Here is an 18,047-nt window from a genome sequence, read left to right on the forward strand (position 1 = left end):
AGCAAATTGACGGTGCCGCGCGATTTCTACGTTTCTTTACTTAAGCTGTAGTTGGCTAACGGTCAGGGCGCCAGCATTGCACAGCTAAAGTGCGGATTGAAACAAAAGTGTCATAAGAAACCGGCTCATACACGCTCATCGCTAAACGCAAAAACCTGTGGTAGCTGACTTGCCAGCGATGGCGTCAGCCCAGCAAACATGATGTCGCTGACACTTCGCTATCGCTGGCAAGCCAGCTCCCACAGGTTTTGTATCGCCTACCGGATTACTGCCCCGGAATGTCCTTGCGCAGTTTCACCGGATCCTGCTGTTTGCGCTTTTTCGCAATCGCGGTGCGCAACTTGATGTTGATCGCTTCAACCGCCAGCGAGAACGCCATGGCGAAGTAGACGTAGCCCTTCGGCACGTGCACGTCGAACGACTCGGCGATCAAAACAGTACCCACCACCAGCAGGAACGACAGCGCCAGCATTTTCAGCGACGGATGCTTGTCGATGAATTCGCTGATCTTGCCGGAAGCCAGCATCATCACCAGGACGGCCACGATGATCGCGGCGACCATGACCGGTACATGAGAGACCATACCGACGGCGGTGATGACCGAGTCCAGCGAGAAGACGATGTCGATGATCGCGATCTGGATGATGGTGTAGAGGAATTTGCCGCCCGCGCCCGAGGGCTCGTCGTTGTTTTCGTCTTCGCCTTCCAGCGCGTGGTACATCTCTTGAGAGCTTTTCCAGAGCAGGAACAGGCCACCGAAGAACAGGATCAGGTCGCGGCCAGAGATGCCCTCGCCGAACACCACGAACAGGTCGGCGGTGAGGCGCATGACCCAAGTGATCGACAGCAGCAACAGGATTCGCGTGATCATGGCCAGGGCCAGACCGAAGATCCGGGTGCGCTGCTGCATGTGTTTGGGCATGCGGCTGACCAGGATCGAAATCATGATGATGTTATCGATGCCGAGGACGATTTCCAGAGCGGTCAGGGTGAAGAAGGCAACCCAGATTTCGGGGTTGGTCAGCCAATCCATGTGTATTCCTTTGAGCAATTGTTAAACCAACAAAGGGCCCGGCTTCAAACCACGAAGCCTGGCCCCCGGTTGGCGGGTATTAGGCTTATAGAGTGCTGAACAGCGGAAAAATCCCCATCAGCAATGCTGCAACCAAGATGCACATGCACACCAGGATCGCCCATTTCAGGGTGAAACGCTGGTGGTCACCGAAGTCGATGCCGGCCAGCGCCACCAACAGATAGGTCGACGGCACCAACGGGCTCAGCAAGTGGACGGGCTGACCGACGATCGAGGCACGGGCCATTTCCACACCGGTGATGCCGTAATGGCTGGCGGCTTCGGCCAGTACCGGCAGCACGCCGTAATAGAAGGCATCGTTGGACATGAAAAAGGTGAACGGCATGCTCACCAGCGCCGTGATCACCGCCAGGTACGGGCCAAGGAAGTCAGGGATTACCGCCAACAAACTCTTCGACATCGCATCGACCATGCCGGTGCCCGACAGGATACCGGTGAAGATGCCCGCCGCAAAGATCAGGCCGACCACCGCCAGCACACTGCCGGCGTGGGCCGCGACCCGATCCTTCTGCTGTTGCAGGCACGGGTAGTTGACGATCATCGCGATACTGAACGCCACCATGAACAGCACCGGCAGGGGCAGCAGACCGGCGATCAGCGTGCACATCAGGCACAGGGTCAGGGCGCCGTTAAACCAGATCAGCTTCGGACGACGAGCGTCAGGGAACTGCGAGACGCTGATTTCGCTGTGATCGATTTCGTCGCCGACCAGGTGCAGTTCACCCAGGCGCGCGCGCTCGCGTTTGCCGTAGAAGTAAGCGATCAACAGGATCGCCACCACACCGGCAGCCATGGCCGGCACCATCGGTACGAAAATGTCCGACGGATCCACATGCAACGCACTGGCGGCACGGGCGGTCGGTCCACCCCACGGCGTCATGTTCATCACGCCACCGGCGAGGATGATCAGGCCGGCCATGATGCGCGGGCTCATGCCGATGCGGCTGTACAGCGGCAGCATGGCGGCCACGCAAATCATATAAGTGGTCGCGCCGTCACCATCAAGGGAGACAACGAGCGCCAGAACGGCGGTGCCGACCGAAACTTTCAGCGGGTCGCCCTTGACCAGTTTGAGGATCTTGCGCACGGCCGGGTCGAACAGGCCTGAGTCGATCATCAGGGCGAAATACAGAATGGCAAACATCAGCATCACGCCGGTCGGCGCAAGCTTGGTGATGCCTTCGAGCATCATCGGGCCGATCTTCGGCGCGAAACCGCCGAACAGGGCGAAGACGATCGGGATGATGATCAGGGCGATCAGCGCGGACAGGCGCTTGGTCATGATCAGGAACATGAACGTGATGACCATGGCGAAGCCAAGGAAAGTCAGCATGGGAATACTCCAGGCGTAGCGCGGCTAGGGAATGAGCGGATCGGGAGAATCAGCGCAGAACGAAAGGCACGAGGCGTACGGGCGGAGTTACAGCGAGGAGGCGGGTTGCAGAGGACATCAGAATCACCATTGTTTTTGTTAAAAGGGCCTGGCGCACGATGCAACATGCGCGTTGGCCAACCGGTCTGTTGCCGGCAGGTGAGGCGATCCTAATCGCGAAAGCTTTCAGTCAGCTTTCGCAGATGAAAGCGTCCGGCAAATGGTGAACCGGCGGTCGGGTGGCGCGATGACCGGAACCGACGCTATGGATCGATCAAAAAACAGACAGGTTCAGCGAGCGAATCGCGCCCATCCAGATCGCGTGGTCGGTGTGATCGAGCAAATCGTCTCCCGTGTCCGGGTGCAGGAACACCACCAGCCCTTTTCGGTTGAGCGCCAGCCACGGCAACACATCGGCGATCACCTCAGGGCCGAAGGCCAATTGGCAACTCCAGTCCGGGTGCGGGCCGACCGGGCGTTCGTGCACGCGGCCCATTCTCAGCGTAAACAATTGCGCCGCCTGCTCACACAAGGCACGTGCCTGATCAATCGTGTCGGCATCGAAATAGACGTGGGCGTGGTAACCCTTGATCGCTTGCATCGCAAACCCTCTGAATTGATTCGAACCCTCGGCGTTGCCCACCAGTCACATGCCATATAGGTCAAAAACAAGGAAAAAGGCCATGAAAAATGCCGAAACCCCAGTCGTCAAAGTGGTGCTCTATGGTGCCATGAGTAGCCTGGGCAGTGCGTTGATGGCTGAATTGCTGCGCCGCCAGCATGAAGTGATCGCAATTCTCGACGACCTCACCGCCCTGGCTCCGCGCCCGGGGTTACGCACCAAGACCGGTGATCTGTTCGATGCCGAGCGGATCAACCAGAGCGTGGCCGGCAGTTCGGCGGTTATCTGCCTGCTCGACGCGCCGGGCTTGCCGTTCAATAGCGAGCATGTGGAAAAGTCCGTCGTACTCGGCCCTGTGGAGCAGGTGCTGGCGGTCGATGCACTGATCGACGGTCTGCAAGCGGCGAGCGTAGCGCGGTTGCTGTTGGTTGGCGATTTCGAAGTGCTGGACGATCCGGAAGTGGCGGATCCGTTGCAACGTCATGCCGCCGAAGAAATTCGCGAAGCGCTGCAAAGCAGTTCCGTGCGCTGGACGCTGGTTAATGCGCCACGCGGCGTCGCCGGTTTGACCATCGAGCATTTCAGCCAGGTCGGCGGCAATCTTGAACCGGGCCTGGCCGAACCGCTGGAACGCCTGAACCGCACGGCGGTAGGAATGGCCGACGAGCTGCGGCTGAATCTGCACATCGGCGAACACGTCAGTTTCGTCGCTGCCTCGCCCCCCGTGTAAGAGCTGCCGCAGGCCCGAGCCGCGTTCGGACGATCTTTTGATCTTCAACCCTATGCCCCGCCAGCCTGCTCAACCATCAACCAGTCGACAAACTGCTGAATCAACGCCCCACGGCGCTTTCGCTGCGGCAACACAACGTAATACCCCAGCCGCGACACCGTGGTTTGCGCAATCGGCCGGCATAGCAAACCCTGGCTCAATAAGTTATCCACAAGGTGCCGCCAACCAATCGCCACACCCTGACCACCAATCGCCGCCTGAATCAGCAGCGTGTAGTTATCGAACCGTAATTGCCCCGGCGCTGGCGGCGTAGTGATGCCCAATTCACGGAACAGACCACTCCAGTCAAACCAGTTGCTGCTGTTCTCACCCCTCAAGTGCAGCAGCGGGAATTCCAGCAGCGCCTGGGCGGGCAGAGGCAAGGTTCGATCCTTGAGCAGTCGCGGACTGCACACCGGGAACACTTCTTCGCTGAACAATCCATGGCTCTCGCCCTGCTTGAAGCGGCCATCGCCAAACAGGATTGCCACGTCAATATCGCTGCGCAACATGTTGTGACTGCGTTCACTGGTGACCAGGCTGACGTCGACCTGCGGATTGGCTTCATGAAAACGGTGCAGGCGCGGCATCAGCCAGTAGGCGGCGAAGGCAAAATCCGTGGCAACCTGCAAGACTTCATGTTGCTGCTGCGTGCTGATCGCGCTGAGACCTGCATCGATGTTCTGCAAACCGAGCTGAACCTGTTCGAACAGAATCGTGCCGACCTCGGTCATTTCGATGCCACGATAGATACGATCAAACAGCCGCGTGCCCAGTTGTTCTTCCAGGCGTTTGATCTGCTGGCTGATCGCCGGTTGCGTCGTGCCCAACTCGACGGCCGCCGCCGTAAAGCTGCGATGGCGGGCTGCCGCTTCGAAAGCGCGTAACAGGTCGAGGGACAAATCGCCAAGGGCTTCATACATAAGCTGTGCTTATCCTAGTCATTGCCGGCCACGGTGTTTACCAGATGGGCTATGGACTCCATCCTCAATCGCAGCACTCTCGCATAAATATTCAACATGGAATGCCGCGATCACATGAAGCGCAAGAACATTCTTTTCATCATGGCCGATCAAATGGCCGCGCCAATGTTGCCGTTCTACGGCCCTTCGCCTATCAAATTGCCCAATCTTTCCCGTCTCGCCGCCCAAGGCGTGGTGTTCGACGCCGCGTATTGCAACAGCCCGCTGTGCGCGCCTTCGCGGTTCACCCTAGTCAGCGGCCAGTTGCCGAGCAAGATCGGCGCTTACGACAACGCTGCCGATTTCCCCGCCGATGTGCCGACCTATGCCCACTACCTGCGCCGCCTCGGCTACCGCACGGCCCTGTCGGGCAAGATGCATTTCTGCGGCCCGGATCAATTGCACGGTTATGAAGAGCGCCTGACCAGCGACATCTATCCGGCCGACTACGGCTGGTCCGTCAATTGGGACGAACCGGACGTGCGTCCGAGTTGGTATCACAACATGTCTTCGGTGCTGCAAGCCGGGCCGTGCGTGCGCACCAATCAGCTCGATTTCGACGAAGAAGTGGTGTTCAAGGCCCAGCAATACTTGTTCGATCACATTCGCGAAGACGGCGACCAGCCGTTTTGCCTGACCGTGTCGATGACTCACCCGCACGATCCGTACACGATCCCCAAGGCGTTTTGGGATTTGTACGAAGACAGCGAAATTCCGATGCCGGAAACCCCGGATCAACACTCGTTTGATCCGCATTCCCAGCGTTTGCTCAAGGTCTACGACCTGTGGGACAAGCCGCTGCCTGTGGATAAAATCCGCGATGCACGCCGCGCCTATTTCGGTGCCTGCAGCTATATCGACAGCAACGTCGGCAAACTCCTGCAAACCCTCGAGGATACCGGGCTGATCGACGACACCATCATCGTCTTCTCCGGTGACCACGGCGACATGCTCGGCGAAAAAGGCCTCTGGTACAAAATGCACTGGTATGAAATGGCCGCCCGCGTGCCGCTGTTGATCAGTGCGCCGGGACAGTTTGCTGCCGCCCGTGTCAGCGCTGCAGTGTCCACCGCCGACCTGCTGCCGACTTTCGTCGAGTTGGGGGGCGGCAGCCTGGAGCCGGATCTGCCACTGGATGGCCGTTCGTTGGTGCCACATTTGCAAGGGCAGGGCGGCCACGACGAAGTATTCGGCGAGTACATGGCCGAAGGCACAGTCAGCCCGTTGATGATGATCCGTCGCGGTGCGTACAAATTTATCTACAGCGAAACCGACCCTTGCCTACTCTTCGACGTAGACAACGATCCACGGGAACTGGAAGAACTCAGTCAGTCGCCGACGCATCGTCCGCTGTTCGACGATTTCCTCGCCGAAGCACGGGCCAAATGGGACATCCCGGCGATCCACCGAGATGTTCTGCAAAGCCAGCGCCGTCGGCGATTCGTCGCCCAGGCGCTGACCCTCGGCAAGCTGAAGAGCTGGGATCACCAGCCGCTGGTGGACGCCAGTCAGCAGTACATGCGCAACCACATCGACCTCGATGATCTGGAGCGTAAAGCACGTTATCCACAACCCTGCCAAAACCAATAATGTTAAGGGGAAGTCCATGCGTAAGTTATCCACAGTAGTGACGGTCAGCCTGCTGGCTCTGGGCAGTGCCTCGGCATTTGCCGAGCAAAGCTGCGAAACGGTGAGGATGGCCGACCCCGGCTGGAGCGACATTGCCGCGACCAACGCCATCACCGGGTTTCTGCTGGACGGCATGGGCTACAAGGCCAAGGTCGACACCCTCGCGGTGCCGATCACCTTTGGCGGTTTGAAGGATGGCCAAGTGGACGTATTCCTCGGCAACTGGATGCCGGCGCAGCAAGGCTTCTACGACAAGTTCGTGGCCACCGGCGACGTCACCCAGTTGGCGAAAAACCTCGACGGAACCGAATTCACCCTGGCCGTGCCGGACTATGTCTGGGACGCGGGTGTGCGTAACTTTTCGGATCTGAACAAGTTCGCTGACAAGTTCGACAAGAAGATCTACGGCATCGGCTCCGGCGCGCCGGCGAACATCTCGTTGCAGGAAATCATCAAGAAGAACGACTTCGACATGGGCGGGTGGAAACTGGTCGAGTCCAGCGAGCAGGCGATGTTGGCCGAAGTGTCGCGGGCAGTGAAGAAACAGAAATTCGTCACGTTCCTTGGCTGGACGCCACACCCGATGAACGTGCAACTCAAAATGCATTACTTGAAGGGCGGCGAGAAATATTTCGGCGATACCGGCAGCGTGCACACCCTGACGCGCAAGGGATACGCGGAGGCTTGTCCGAATGTGGGCAAGTTGCTGACCAACCTGTCGTTCACTCAAGACATGGAAAACAGCATCATGGCCGAGGTGGTGAACAAAAAAGTCAGCAATGCCGCTGCGGCGAAGGCGTGGATCAAGGCCAATCCGGCCGTGTTGGACAAATGGCTGGACGGAGTCAAGACCGCTGACGGCAAAGATGCGTTGGCGGCGGTGAAAGCCAAGCTTTGATTCTGATCGTTCCCACGCTCTGCGTGGGAACGCTGCCCGGGGCGCTCCGCGTCCCACTCAAGAGCCGAACGCGGAGCGTGCGTTGATGCATTCCCACCCAGCGCATGGGAACGATCGCGTCTCAGCCTGATACTCTTTCGCAAAACGTCCACCGAGAGGATCCATGGCCCTCCCCAGTCGCCACTCACTGTTCCCGTTTCTGAGCTGGCTCCCCCGACAAACCCGCGCCAGCGTCGGTCGCGACCTGATCGTCGGCCTCAGCGGCGCGATCCTGGCGTTGCCCCAATCGATTGCCTACGCGCTGATTGCCGGTCTCCCACCCGAATACGGTCTCTACGCCGCAATCATCCCGGTGCTGATCGCTTGCCTGTGGGGTTCGTCCTGGCACCTGATTTGTGGCCCGACTGCCGCGATTTCCATCGTGTTGTTCGCCAGCGTCAGCCCGTTGGCCGTGCCCGCTTCCGATGACTACATCACCCTGATCCTGTTGCTGACCCTGTTGGCCGGGATTTTCCAGTGGCTGCTCGGCCTGTTGCGCTTCGGCGCGCTGGTCAATTTCGTTTCGCACTCAGTGGTGCTCGGCTTCACCCTTGGCGCGGCGGTGGTGATTGCCATCGGCCAGCTGCCGAACCTGCTGGGACTGGATCTGCCGGCGAAGGCGACGGCGCTGTCCAGCCTGATGGATCTGATCCACCACTTGCGGGCTGTGGATAAACCCTCGCTGATCCTTGGCCTGGCCACTGTCGTCGTCGGTGTCGCCCTCAAACGCTTGCTGCCAAGATGGCCAACACTGTTGATGACGCTGGTGCTCGCCAGTCTGGTGGTGTGGCTGTGGCCGGCGATGTTCGGCCATGTGCATCTGGTCAGTGCGTTTGTCGGGCGTCTGCCGCCGTTCAGTGCGCTGCCGCTGGACATCGATCTGATCCTGCGACTGCTGCCGAGCGCGGTGGCGGTGGGCATGCTCGGACTGGTGACCAGCCTGTCGATTGCCCGATCGATTTCCGCGCGTTCGCAGCAGTTGCTCGACGCCAATCAGGAAGTCCGCGCTCAGGGTTTATCCAACATTGTCGGTGCGTTCTTTTCCGGCTCGCTGTCCGCCGGCTCGTTCACCCGTTCCGGGCTCAGCTATGAGGCCGGCGCCTGCTCGCCGCTGGCGGGGGTGTTTTCGGCGATCTGGGTGGCGCTGTTCGCAATTTTCGGCGCGGGGCTGATCGCGCACATTCCAATTCCGGCCATGGCGGGGAGCATTTTGCTGATTGCCTGGGGGTTGGTGGATCATCGCGGCATTCGCGCGTTGCTGCGGGTCAGCCGCGCCGAATTCGTGGTCATGGCGCTGACGTGCCTCGCGACGTTGCTGCTGGAATTGCAGACTGCGATCTACGCCGGAGTGCTGGCATCGCTGTTTTTCTACCTCAAACGCACTTCGCAACCGCGTGTGCAGCATTGGCGCGACGGCGAGGACGATGTGCTGCGCGTCGGCGGCTCGATCTTTTTCGGCGCCAGCCATTACCTGCAAGTGCGTCTGCAACGCATGCACGGCGCGCGGGTGGTGATTGAGGCGCAGCAGATCAACTTCATCGACTATTCAGGGGTGGAGATGCTGCATCAGGAGGCGCGGCGATTGCTGAGTCAGCAGCGCAGCCTGACCTTGCGCCAGGCGCGGCCGCAGGTGGTGGAAGAATTGAGAAAGCTGGAAGGGCCGGAGAAATGCCCGATCCGGTTTGAGGATTGATCTGATATCCGTGTCGACTTCAATCGCTGGCAAGCCAGCTCCCACAGGGATTTAGGTGATCCTTGTGGGAGCTGGCTTGCCAGCGATGCTCTTAAAGGGCCAACTGACGGCGCAGTTCGGCCAGCACTGGCGCCGTGTCCGGGCGCACGCCGCGCCACAGGAAGAACGCTTCCGCCGCCTGCTCGGCCAGCATGCCCAAGCCATCCATCGACACCGCCGCGCCGTGTTCCGTGGCCCAACGGCAAAACGCCGTCGGTTCCTTGCCGTACATCATGTCGTAGCACAGGGTTTTGCCCGGCTCGATCAGGCTCGGTGCAATCGGCGGGACATCGCCGGTGAGGCTGGCGGACGTGGCGTTGATGATCACGTCGACCGGTTCAAACAACCAGTCGAATCCGCTGGCCGATACCGGCCCCAAGTCGCTGAACAACTCTGCCAGCAGCTCAGCCTTGTCCACGGTGCGGTTGGCGATGATGACCGAGTCAGGTTTTTCCGCCAGCAACGGCTCCAGTGCCCCGCGCACCGCGCCGCCCGCGCCAAGCAACAGAATGCGCTTGCCGGTCAGGCTGAATCCGGCGTTGACCGTCAGATCCCGCACCAGCCCGGCGCCATCGGTGTTATCGCCCAGCAACGAACCGTCGGCCAGTTTGCTTAAGGTGTTCACCGCTCCGGCACGCTGGGCGCGGGCGGTCAGGCTGTCAGCCAGGCGATAGGCGTCTTCCTTGAACGGCACCGTGACATTGGCGCCGCGACCCTCGCGGAAAAACGCCGTGGCGCAGCCGGAAAAATCATCAAGCGGCGCCAGCACAGTGGCGTAATCGAGGCGTTGGCCGGTCTGTTCGGCAAACCGTGTGTGAATCATCGGCGACTTGCTGTGGCCGATCGGATTACCGAAAACGACGTAACGATCCATCGACATTCCTCAGACCTCGGCCAGCCAGTCGCGATCCTGCAGGAAATACTCGGTCAGGCGCGCTTCTTCACTGCCAGGCTCGGCTTTCCAGTCGTAGCCCCAGCGCACTTGCGGCGGCAGCGACATGAGGATCGATTCGGTACGCCCGCCCGATTGCAGGCCGAACAGCGTGCCACGGTCGTAAACCAGGTTGAACTCGACGTAGCGGCCACGGCGGAACTCCTGGAACTCGCGCTGCTGGGCGGTGAACGCATCATCCTTGCGGCGCTGCACGATGGGCAGGTAGGCGTCGATGTAGGCGTCACCGATGGCGCGCATGAAGGCGAAACTGGTGTCGAAGTCCCATTCGTTCAGGTCATCGAAGAACAGGCCGCCGATGCCGCGTGGCTCATGGCGATGTTTGATGTGGAAATAGGTGTCGCACCAGGCCTTGTAGCGCGGGTAGACGTCCGCACCGAACGGCGCGCAGGCCTGCTCGGCAACGCGGTGCCAGTGGATGCAGTCTTCTTCGTTGCCGTAATACGGCGTCAGGTCGAAGCCGCCGCCGAACCACCAGACCGGCTCTTCACCCTCCTTCTCGGCGATGAAAAAGCGCACGTTGGCGTGGGACGTCGGCACATGCGGGTTGTGCGGGTGGATCACCAGCGACACGCCGAGGGCTTCGAAGCCGCGACCAGCCAGTTCCGGGCGATGGGCGCTGGCGGACGGTGGCAGGCCGCTGCCGTAGACGTGGGAAAAGTTGACGCCGCCCTTTTCGATCAGCGTGCCGTTTTCGATCACTCGGGTGCGCCCGCCACCGCCGGCCGGCCGCGTCCAGGCGTCTTCAACGAAGCGGGTCGCGGGCTCGAAGGTTTCCAGCGCGGCGCAGATGCGGTCTTGCAGGTCGAGCAGGTACGCCTTTACGGCGTCGGTGCGGGTCGTCATGGCATCCCCTTGGATCGAAGCAAAAACAGATCGGGCAAAAACGGCGCGGCGCCCCGCCAGTCGGGCGGGCGGCGCAAATCGGCGCGTAGCATACCACCGCAGGCGGGCGCGCCGCAGTTGACGAAGATCAAGCATGGGAGTTCGATAGGGCGCTTCGTGTGACATTTTCACTGACTGAAACCCAAGGAGTAGGCAGATGGCAAAACGTATCCAGTTCCGTGCCCATGGCGGCCCCGAAGTGCTTGAGTACGTCGACTTCCAACCCGCCGAACCGGGCCCGCAACAGGTTCGAGTGAGCAACAAAGCCATCGGCCTGAATTTCATCGACACGTATTACCGCAGCGGCCTCTATGCGCCGCCGACCCTGCCGTCCGGACTGGGCGCGGAAGGCGCGGGCGTCGTCGACGCGGTGGGCAGCGAAGTCACTCGCTTCAAGGTGGGTGATCGCGTGGCGTACGGCAGCGGCCCGCTCGGCGCCTACAGCGACGTTCACGTCTTGCCCGAAGCCAACCTGGTGCACCTGCCGGACGCCATCGACTTCGAAACCGCCGCCGGGGTGATGCTCAAAGGCCTGACCGTGCAGTACCTGCTGCGTCAGACATATGAACTGAAGGGTGGCGAAACCATCCTGTTCCACGCAGCGGCCGGTGGCGTCGGGTCGCTGGCCTGCCAGTGGGCAAAATCGCTGGGTGTGAAGCTGATCGGCACGGTCAGCTCCGCCGAGAAAGCGGCACTGGCCAAGGCCAACGGTGCGTGGGAAACCATCGATTACAGCCACGAGAACGTGGCGCAGCGTGTGCTGGAATTGACCGACGGCAAGAAAGTCCCGGTGGTCTACGATGGCGTCGGCAAGGACACCTGGCTGACGTCGCTGGACAGCGTCGCACCGCGTGGCCTGGTAGTGAGTTTTGGTAATGCCTCGGGTGCGGTGGATGGCGTGAACCTGGGGATTCTCGCAGCAAAAGGCTCGCTGTACGTGACCCGCCCGACGCTGGCGACTTACGCCAACAACGCGCAGAACCTGCAAAGCATGGCTGATGAGCTGTTCGGGATGATCACCAGCGGCAAGCTGAAAGTGGACATCAGCCAGCGTTACACGCTGGCTGAGGCAGCGAAGGCGCAGACCGAGTTGTCGGCGCGGCGCACGACCGGCTCGACCATTTTGTTGCCTTAAGGACGCCATCGCTGGCAAGCCAGCTCCCACAGTGTTTTATGTCGAACACAAAATCTGTGCACGCCGTTGAAACCTGTGGGAGCTGGCTGTCCAGCGATAGCCGCAACGCGGTCTCAGGAGGGACGCACAACCTTGCCGGTCGCCAGATCCCGAATCAGGCTCGGGTTCTTGCGCCCACCCAACAAACCACCCAACACCAGGTCAACCTGCCCCCGGAAATACTGCTCGACCCGCAACCGCGTACGCGCCGCCGGCCGTCCTTGCGGATTGGCCGACGTCGACACCAGCGGCCCGACCAGTGCACACAAGTCCCGCACCTGCGGATGATCGCTGACCCGCAGCGCCACGGTGTCGTGCACGCCTGTGATCCATTCCGGCAACAGATTCTGATGCGGCACCAGCCAAGTGTTCGGCCCTGGCCAAGTGCTGGCCATGCGATCCATCCACAACTCGGGGAAGTCTTCGAACAGGAAATCGAACTGGCGGATATTATCGGCCACCAGAATCAAACCCTTATCGACGGACCGGCCCTTGATCAACAGCAGCCGTTCCACCGCCTCTTCATCCCACGGATCGCAACCCAGGCCCCAGACGGCTTCGGTTGGATAGGCAATGACCGCCCCGGCGCGAATTTCCCGTGCGGCTTGCTGCACACGCCAACTGTTGACCATGAAAAAATCTCCGCAATCTGGTTTTGCGCAGTTTACCGATCTTCAATGTAAAACCTAGCGCATGCGCGCAAACCAGCGCCCGCTCTCACACACGGCGCGGCCGTCCATTTCCAGTTCCGTCAACGCCGCCAGCACTTTGGGCAGCGCCCAGCCACTGCTTTCGGCCAGGGCTTCGCTTGTATGCGGAGCGGCGTGGAGCAAGCGCAGCAGCGGGTGATCCGTCGTTGCCGGCGCCTGCGATAACGCCGGATGATGCCACCCGCGCAACGCTTCAAGAATGTGTTCGATGGTTTCCACCAGCACCGCACCATCGCGGATCAGTTGATGACAACCACGAGCGCCGGGATGGTGAATGGAACCCGGAATGGCGTAAACCTCACGGCCCTGTTCCGCCGCCAATCGCGCGGTGATCAACGAACCGCTGGCAACACTCGCCTCAACCACCAACACGCCGAGAGACAAGCCACTGATGATCCGGTTACGTCTCGGGAAGTTGCTCGGGGTCGGCCCGGCATCAAGGGGAAACTCCGACAGCACGGCGCTGCCGTTGGCGATCATCGTGTCAGCCAGGCGTTTATTACGCTGTGGATAAAAGTTTTCCAGACCGGTGCCGAGCACCCCGACGGTTTGCCCGCCGACATCGACGGCGGCCTGATGTGCAGCGGCATCGATGCCCAGCGCCAGCCCGCTGGTAATGACAAAACCGGCCCCGGCCAGACTGCGAGAAAATGCGGCAGCAGTGTCCATGCCCGGGCGTGAAGCACGGCGGCTGCCGACCATCGCCAGTTGCGGTTTTTCCAGAATCAGCGGGTCGCCGGCGACAAACAGCAGCGGCGGCGGGTCGGGAATTTGCGCCAGTAGCGCCGGATAATCCGGCTGATCCCACATCAGCAAATGGTGTTCCGGACGCTCTAGCCAGCGCATCGCGTGGCTTGCGCCATCACGCACCTCGGGGTTTCGCCGCGCCTCGCCAGCCGCTGCCGGCAAACCCAATGCGCGCCAGGCACTGGCCGGGGCGCTGATGGCTTTGGAGGCTGAACCAAAGGCTTCGATGAGTTTTGAAAAACGTTTCGGACCGATTTCCGGCAAGCGCTGCAAACGCAGACGCGCTTCCAGCTCCGCCGGGGAGACCGGCGTACAGACAGGCATCATCATGGATCATCCTTGATCGTTATAAGCCCCGAACATTCGGGAACAAGCTGTGGATAACTCTGTTGGTAACTTGTGAAGCGAGCTAAGGATTGCGCACCTTGTCGAGCACCGCCAGCGAGCGCGAAGCGTTCAAGACCAGGCCGTAACTGAGTTTGTCGTAGGTGCGGAATACCATCAGTAAACCGGCGCGCTCATCGGGAATCTTCAATGGCTGGCCAGTGACACGGTCGCGCACGGTTTCGCCGGTTTTCATCACCTCCAGCACGTTGCCCTCGGCCAGGCCGTCACGCTTGCCTTTGTTCAATGTGACCACGTCCATGACGCCAATCTGCGTGACGCCGCGAGGCACATCGATGATCACGCCGTTGATGTCGGTTTGCGGGGCGCTGGGCATGAAGGTCGAATTGATCGAACGTTCTTCGCCGCTGAACAAGCGGTCGCCGAGGCGCACTTCCTGGGTCGTGCGTTGCAGGGCGAGAGTGGCGATATCGCCTTCGGTCGCGACAATTTCACCGCCGCCGATGTCATCGGCGTTGATCCCCAGGAACTCCTTGCTCGCTGGATCGGTGTAGACCTTGCCCTGGCGGAAAATCCCGTAGACCGGCTGCTCGGGGTCGAAGTGGCCGCGAGCGAAGATGCGATCGCCAGTGCCGCTGAGCACCCGTTCGGCATCCCCGGCGACGATGTAAGGCGCCTTGTCGAAGTCCTCGACCTTGTCGACGATGCGGTTACTAAGCAGAAAGCTGTCGATCGCTTTGAGCGGAATGCTTGGAATCGCCTCGGCCACCGGGCTGGTGCGGATCCGTGGCGACAGTTTGATCGTACCGCGCGTCGCCCCGCGATTGAGGGTCAGCCGGGGCTGGCCGTCGACGTAAGTGAGCGTCAAGGTGTCGCCAGGATAGATCAGGTTGGGGTTTTCAATCCGCGGATTGGCCCGCCACAGCTGCGGCCACTGCCAAGGTTCGCGCAGGTATTTGCCGGAAATGTCCCAGAGCGTGTCCCCCGAAACCACCGTGTATTGCTGTGGAAAACCTTCCTTGAGTTGCACTTGCCCGTGCGCGATGCCGGCCGAGGCCAGAAGCAGCAGGGCGAGTAGTGATTTCCTCATGCGGTGAATCCCTTTATTATGTGCGTTCGCGTAAAACGCCAGAGCCCCCGTGGCTCGCCCCTTGCTCTTTTGAAGAACCGGGAGCTACGTTTTACAACGGTAGCCTGCATCTTCGGACCCGCCAGGCCATCGACCCGACTTTACTTCACACGTGCATCAATCAAGCTTATGGCCATTTTGAACATCCTCGAATTTCCTGACCCGCGCCTGCGCACCATTGCCAAACCGGTGGACGCAGTGGACGACGAAGTGCGTCAGTTGGTCGATGATATGTTTGAAACAATGTATGAAGCGCCGGGCATCGGCCTCGCCGCGACCCAGGTCAACGTGCACAAACGTATCGTCGTGATGGACCTCTCCGAAGACCGCACCGAACCCCGGGTGTTCATCAACCCCGAGTTCGAGCCGCTGACCGAAGACATGGATCAGTATCAGGAAGGCTGCCTCTCGGTGCCGGGCTTCTACGAAAACGTCGACCGCCCGCAAAAAGTCAAAATCAAGGCGCTGGATCGCGACGGCCAACCTTACGAACTGATCGCCGAAGGCCTGCTCGCGGTGTGCATCCAGCACGAATGCGACCACCTCAACGGCAAATTGTTCGTTGATTACCTGTCCACGCTCAAGCGCGACCGCATCAAGAAGAAGCTCGAAAAGCTTCACCGCCAGAACGCTTGATGCCCCTCTTCAAAGGCTTGCTGCGGCAAGCCTTTTTCTTTTCCAGATGTTTTGCAACAGAGAGCCCTTCATGACTGAGCCACTGCGCATTGTCTTTGCCGGCACCCCGGAGTTCGCTGCCGAACACCTTAAGGCCTTGCTGGACAGCCCTTACGAGATCGTTGCGGTCTACACCCAACCGGATCGTCCGGCGGGGCGCGGGCAAAAACTGATGCCGAGCCCGGTCAAGCAACTGGCCCTGGAGCACAACATTCAAGTGTTGCAGCCGCCGACGTTGCGCAACGCAGACGCTCAGGCCGAACTGGCCGCGCTGAAGCCTGACTTGATGGTGGTGGTCGCCTACGGCCTGATCCTGCCGCAAGTGGTGTTGGATATTCCGCGTCTGGGCTGCATCAACAGCCACGCCTCGTTGCTGCCACGCTGGCGCGGTGCGGCGCCGATCCAGCGCGCGGTCGAGCACGGCGATGCCGAGAGCGGCGTGACGGTGATGCGCATGGAAGCAGGTCTCGACACCGGGCCGATGCTGCTCAAGGTCGTCACGCCGATCAGCGCCGAAGACACCGGCGGCAGTCTCCACGACCGACTCGCCGAAATGGGCCCGCCGGCCGTGGTGCAAGCCATTGCCGGTCTCGCCGCCGGCACGCTGGAAGGCGAAGTGCAGGACGACAGCCTCGCCACCTACGCCCACAAACTGAACAAAGACGAAGCGCGCATTGACTGGAACCGCCCGGCGGTGGAACTGGAACGTCTCGTGCGCGCTTTCAATCCGTGGCCGATCACCCATAGCACGCTGAATGGCGAAGCGCTGAAAGTGTTGGCGGCAACGCTCGCCGAAGGCACAGGCGCGCCGGGGGAAATCCTCAGCGCCAGCAAGGACGGGCTGATCGTCGCCTGCGGTGAACAAGCCCTGTGCCTGACCCGACTGCAATTGCCCGGCGGCAAGGCGCTGAATTTCAGCGATCTGTTCAACAGTCGCCGTGAGAAATTCGCTGTCGGCACCGTGCTCGGCGCCGAGGTGGCCGCGCAATGAACCCGCGTCTGGCCGCCGCCAAGGCACTCGCCGCCGTGCTCAGCGGCAAAGCCTCGCTGAACAGTTCGTTGCCGACGCAACTGGACAAAGTCGAGGATCGCGATCGCGGTTTCACTCAGGATCTGGCGTTCGGCACCGCCCGTTGGCAGCCGCGTCTGTCGGCGCTGGCGGCCAAGTTGTTGCAGAAGCCGTTCAAGACCGCCGACGCCGATGTCGAGGCGTTGCTGCTGGTCGGTCTCTACCAATTGCTCTACACCCGCGTGCCGCCGCATGCCGCCATCGGTGAAACCGTCGGTTGCGCCGACAAGCTGAAAAAGCCGTGGGCCAAGGGCTTGCTCAACGCCGTCCTGCGCAGCGCCCAACGTGACAGCGAAGCGATTTTCGCCGAACTGGAGCGCGATCCCGTGGTACGCACCGCTCACCCGCGCTGGCTGCAAAAATCCCTGAAGGCGTTCTGGCCAGAACAGTGGGAGGCGATTTGCGAAGCCAACAACGCGCATCCGCCGATGATTCTGCGGGTCAACCGTCGTCACCACAGCCGCGATGCCTACCTCGGCTTGCTGACCGACGCCGGCATCGCCGCGACACCCTGCGTTTACAGCCGCGACGGCATCATCCTCGACGCCCCCACCGATGTGCGCGGCCTGCCGGGCTTTGCCGAAGGCTGGGTCAGCGTGCAGGACGAAGCCGCGCAACTGGCCGCTGATCTGCTCGATCTCGCGCCGGGCCAACGGGTGCTCGACGCCTGCTGCGCCCCCGGCGGCAAGACCTGCCACATCCTCGAAGCCGAACCAGCACTCGCCGGTGTGGTGGCAGTGGATCTGGAGGCCAAGCGTCTGGTGCGCGTGAAAGAAAACCTCGCGCGCCTGGGCCTGGACGCCGAACTGATCGCCGCCGACGGCCGCGAGACCGAAAAATGGTGGGACGGCAAACCGTTCCAGCGCATCCTGCTCGACGCGCCGTGCTCGGCCACCGGGGTGATCCGCCGCCACCCGGACATCAAGCTCACCCGTCAGGCCGACGACATCGCCGCCCTCGCGCAGCTGCAAGGCGAACTGCTCGACGCGATGTGGAAGACGCTTGAGGTCGGCGGCATCCTGGTTTATGCCACCTGCTCGACGCTGCCGACCGAGAATACCGAAGTCATTGCCGCGTTCCTGGAGCGCACGCCTGGCGCGCGGGAGCTCGATCTGGCCACCAGCGCGGGGATCAAGCAGCCCCATGGGCGCCAATTGCTGGCCCAGCAAGGCGGGCATGACGGGTTCTACTACGCCAAGCTGATCAAGATCGCCGCCGCACGCGGCTAAACGGTTTTAATGGAGT

Annotated in this window: 17 protein-coding genes; 8 read left to right on the forward strand and 9 right to left on the reverse strand. The window is 61.1% G+C overall.

Annotated elements, in window-relative coordinates; all coding sequences use genetic code 11:
• Nucleotides 1–265: 265 nt before the first annotated feature.
• The 3 genes from GIW69_RS18185 to GIW69_RS18195 form a co-directional block, all read right to left on the reverse strand.
• Complete coding sequence (locus tag GIW69_RS18185; RefSeq protein ID WP_236484176.1) at nt 266–1,033, reverse strand: TerC family protein; 768 nt, start codon at nt 1,031–1,033, stop codon at nt 266–268.
• An 85-nt stretch (nt 1,034–1,118) separates the two neighbouring features.
• Nucleotides 1,119–2,426 (reverse strand): CitMHS family transporter, encoded by a 1,308-nt coding sequence (locus GIW69_RS18190; RefSeq protein ID WP_236484177.1) that lies wholly within the window; start codon nt 2,424–2,426, stop codon nt 1,119–1,121.
• 313 nt (nt 2,427–2,739) lie between these two features.
• Nucleotides 2,740–3,066 (reverse strand): DOPA 4,5-dioxygenase family protein, encoded by a 327-nt coding sequence (locus tag GIW69_RS18195; RefSeq protein ID WP_236484178.1) that lies wholly within the window; start codon nt 3,064–3,066, stop codon nt 2,740–2,742.
• 82 nt (nt 3,067–3,148) lie between these two features.
• Between GIW69_RS18195 and GIW69_RS18200 the strand changes: the two genes are divergently transcribed.
• Nucleotides 3,149–3,817 carry an NAD(P)H-binding protein gene (locus tag GIW69_RS18200; RefSeq protein ID WP_236484179.1) on the forward strand — a complete coding sequence of 223 codons (669 nt, stop codon included), beginning with the start codon at nt 3,149–3,151 and terminating at the stop codon, nt 3,815–3,817.
• 50 nt (nt 3,818–3,867) lie between these two features.
• Here GIW69_RS18200 and GIW69_RS18205 read toward each other — a convergent pair whose 3' ends face one another.
• Nucleotides 3,868–4,779: a choline sulfate utilization transcriptional regulator gene (locus GIW69_RS18205; RefSeq protein WP_236484180.1), complete on the reverse strand. Its 912-nt coding sequence runs from the start codon at nt 4,777–4,779 to the stop codon at nt 3,868–3,870.
• 114 nt (nt 4,780–4,893) lie between these two features.
• On the opposite strand from GIW69_RS18205, the gene betC reads away from it, so the two are divergent.
• From betC to GIW69_RS18220, 3 genes are all read left to right on the forward strand, one after another.
• Nucleotides 4,894–6,408 (forward strand): choline-sulfatase, encoded by a 1,515-nt coding sequence (gene betC, locus GIW69_RS18210; protein WP_236484181.1) that lies wholly within the window; start codon nt 4,894–4,896, stop codon nt 6,406–6,408.
• A 16-nt stretch (nt 6,409–6,424) separates the two neighbouring features.
• Nucleotides 6,425–7,345, forward strand: a complete 921-nt coding sequence (gene choX, locus GIW69_RS18215) for a choline ABC transporter substrate-binding protein (RefSeq protein WP_236484182.1) — start codon at nt 6,425–6,427, stop codon at nt 7,343–7,345.
• A 163-nt stretch (nt 7,346–7,508) separates the two neighbouring features.
• Nucleotides 7,509–9,077 (forward strand): SulP family inorganic anion transporter, encoded by a 1,569-nt coding sequence (locus GIW69_RS18220; protein ID WP_236484183.1) that lies wholly within the window; start codon nt 7,509–7,511, stop codon nt 9,075–9,077.
• Nucleotides 9,078–9,168: 91 nt separating this feature from the next.
• Here GIW69_RS18220 and aroE read toward each other — a convergent pair whose 3' ends face one another.
• Nucleotides 9,169–9,990 (reverse strand): shikimate dehydrogenase, encoded by an 822-nt coding sequence (gene aroE, locus GIW69_RS18225; RefSeq protein ID WP_236484184.1) that lies wholly within the window; start codon nt 9,988–9,990, stop codon nt 9,169–9,171.
• Nucleotides 9,991–9,999: 9 nt separating this feature from the next.
• Nucleotides 10,000–10,914, reverse strand: a complete 915-nt coding sequence (gene hemF, locus GIW69_RS18230; RefSeq protein WP_236484185.1) for an oxygen-dependent coproporphyrinogen oxidase — start codon at nt 10,912–10,914, stop codon at nt 10,000–10,002.
• Nucleotides 10,915–11,110: 196 nt separating this feature from the next.
• Between hemF and GIW69_RS18235 the strand changes: the two genes are divergently transcribed.
• A complete protein-coding gene (locus GIW69_RS18235) occupies nt 11,111–12,088 on the forward strand; it encodes an NADPH:quinone reductase (protein ID WP_236484186.1) in 978 nt (325 codons plus the stop codon).
• Nucleotides 12,089–12,201: 113 nt separating this feature from the next.
• Here the strand turns inward: GIW69_RS18235 and tsaC are convergent, their stop codons facing one another.
• From tsaC to GIW69_RS18250, 3 genes are all read right to left on the reverse strand, one after another.
• Nucleotides 12,202–12,759, reverse strand: coding sequence for an L-threonylcarbamoyladenylate synthase type 1 TsaC (gene tsaC / locus GIW69_RS18240; RefSeq protein WP_236484187.1), 558 nt, complete (start codon nt 12,757–12,759; stop codon nt 12,202–12,204).
• Nucleotides 12,760–12,813: 54 nt separating this feature from the next.
• On the reverse strand, nt 12,814–13,914 hold the full coding sequence (gene dprA, locus GIW69_RS18245; protein ID WP_236484188.1) for a DNA-processing protein DprA: 1,101 nt from the start codon (nt 13,912–13,914) through the stop codon (nt 12,814–12,816).
• Nucleotides 13,915–13,993: 79 nt separating this feature from the next.
• A complete protein-coding gene (locus GIW69_RS18250; protein ID WP_236484189.1) occupies nt 13,994–15,019 on the reverse strand; it encodes a LysM peptidoglycan-binding domain-containing protein in 1,026 nt (341 codons plus the stop codon).
• 168 nt (nt 15,020–15,187) lie between these two features.
• Here GIW69_RS18250 and def point away from each other — a divergent pair, with 168 nt between their 5' ends.
• The 3 genes from def (at nt 15,188) to rsmB (ending at nt 18,031) form a co-directional block, all read left to right on the forward strand.
• Entirely contained in the window at nt 15,188–15,694 is a 507-nt protein-coding gene (gene def / locus GIW69_RS18255; RefSeq protein WP_236484190.1) for a peptide deformylase, read from the forward strand.
• Between the two features lie 70 nt (nt 15,695–15,764).
• Complete coding sequence (fmt, locus tag GIW69_RS18260) at nt 15,765–16,724, forward strand: methionyl-tRNA formyltransferase (RefSeq protein WP_236484191.1); 960 nt, start codon at nt 15,765–15,767, stop codon at nt 16,722–16,724.
• Nucleotides 16,721–18,031 carry a 16S rRNA (cytosine(967)-C(5))-methyltransferase RsmB gene (gene rsmB, locus GIW69_RS18265; protein ID WP_236484192.1) on the forward strand — a complete coding sequence of 437 codons (1,311 nt, stop codon included), beginning with the start codon at nt 16,721–16,723 and terminating at the stop codon, nt 18,029–18,031. Before fmt ends, rsmB begins: the two co-directional genes overlap by 4 nt.
• Nucleotides 18,032–18,047 lie beyond the last annotated feature (16 nt).

It is taken from the genome of Pseudomonas syringae (assembly GCF_021605415.1).
GTDB lineage: Bacteria > Pseudomonadota > Gammaproteobacteria > Pseudomonadales > Pseudomonadaceae > Aquipseudomonas > Aquipseudomonas syringae_S.

Excerpts from the sequence above, each read along its gene's own strand:
- aroE (WP_236484184.1), bottom strand. The coding sequence starts at position 9,990 with ATGGATCGTTACGTCGTTTTCGGTAATCCGATCGGCCACAGCAAGTCG.
- GIW69_RS18205 (WP_236484180.1), bottom strand. The coding sequence starts at position 4,779 with ATGTATGAAGCCCTTGGCGATTTGTCCCTCGACCTGTTACGCGCTTTC.
- GIW69_RS18190 (WP_236484177.1), bottom strand. The coding sequence starts at position 2,426 with ATGCTGACTTTCCTTGGCTTCGCCATGGTCATCACGTTCATGTTCCTG.
- GIW69_RS18195 (WP_236484178.1), bottom strand. The coding sequence starts at position 3,066 with ATGCAAGCGATCAAGGGTTACCACGCCCACGTCTATTTCGATGCCGAC.
- fmt (WP_236484191.1), top strand. The coding sequence starts at position 15,765 with ATGACTGAGCCACTGCGCATTGTCTTTGCCGGCACCCCGGAGTTCGCT.
- choX (WP_236484182.1), top strand. The coding sequence starts at position 6,425 with ATGCGTAAGTTATCCACAGTAGTGACGGTCAGCCTGCTGGCTCTGGGC.
- rsmB (WP_236484192.1), top strand. The coding sequence starts at position 16,721 with ATGAACCCGCGTCTGGCCGCCGCCAAGGCACTCGCCGCCGTGCTCAGC.
- GIW69_RS18250 (WP_236484189.1), bottom strand. The coding sequence starts at position 15,019 with ATGAGGAAATCACTACTCGCCCTGCTGCTTCTGGCCTCGGCCGGCATC.
- GIW69_RS18185 (WP_236484176.1), bottom strand. The coding sequence starts at position 1,033 with ATGGATTGGCTGACCAACCCCGAAATCTGGGTTGCCTTCTTCACCCTG.
- def (WP_236484190.1), top strand. The coding sequence starts at position 15,188 with ATGGCCATTTTGAACATCCTCGAATTTCCTGACCCGCGCCTGCGCACC.
- hemF (WP_236484185.1), bottom strand. The coding sequence starts at position 10,914 with ATGACGACCCGCACCGACGCCGTAAAGGCGTACCTGCTCGACCTGCAA.
- dprA (WP_236484188.1), bottom strand. The coding sequence starts at position 13,914 with ATGATGATGCCTGTCTGTACGCCGGTCTCCCCGGCGGAGCTGGAAGCG.
- GIW69_RS18220 (WP_236484183.1), top strand. The coding sequence starts at position 7,509 with ATGGCCCTCCCCAGTCGCCACTCACTGTTCCCGTTTCTGAGCTGGCTC.
- GIW69_RS18235 (WP_236484186.1), top strand. The coding sequence starts at position 11,111 with ATGGCAAAACGTATCCAGTTCCGTGCCCATGGCGGCCCCGAAGTGCTT.
- tsaC (WP_236484187.1), bottom strand. The coding sequence starts at position 12,759 with ATGGTCAACAGTTGGCGTGTGCAGCAAGCCGCACGGGAAATTCGCGCC.
- betC (WP_236484181.1), top strand. The coding sequence starts at position 4,894 with ATGAAGCGCAAGAACATTCTTTTCATCATGGCCGATCAAATGGCCGCG.
- GIW69_RS18200 (WP_236484179.1), top strand. The coding sequence starts at position 3,149 with ATGAAAAATGCCGAAACCCCAGTCGTCAAAGTGGTGCTCTATGGTGCC.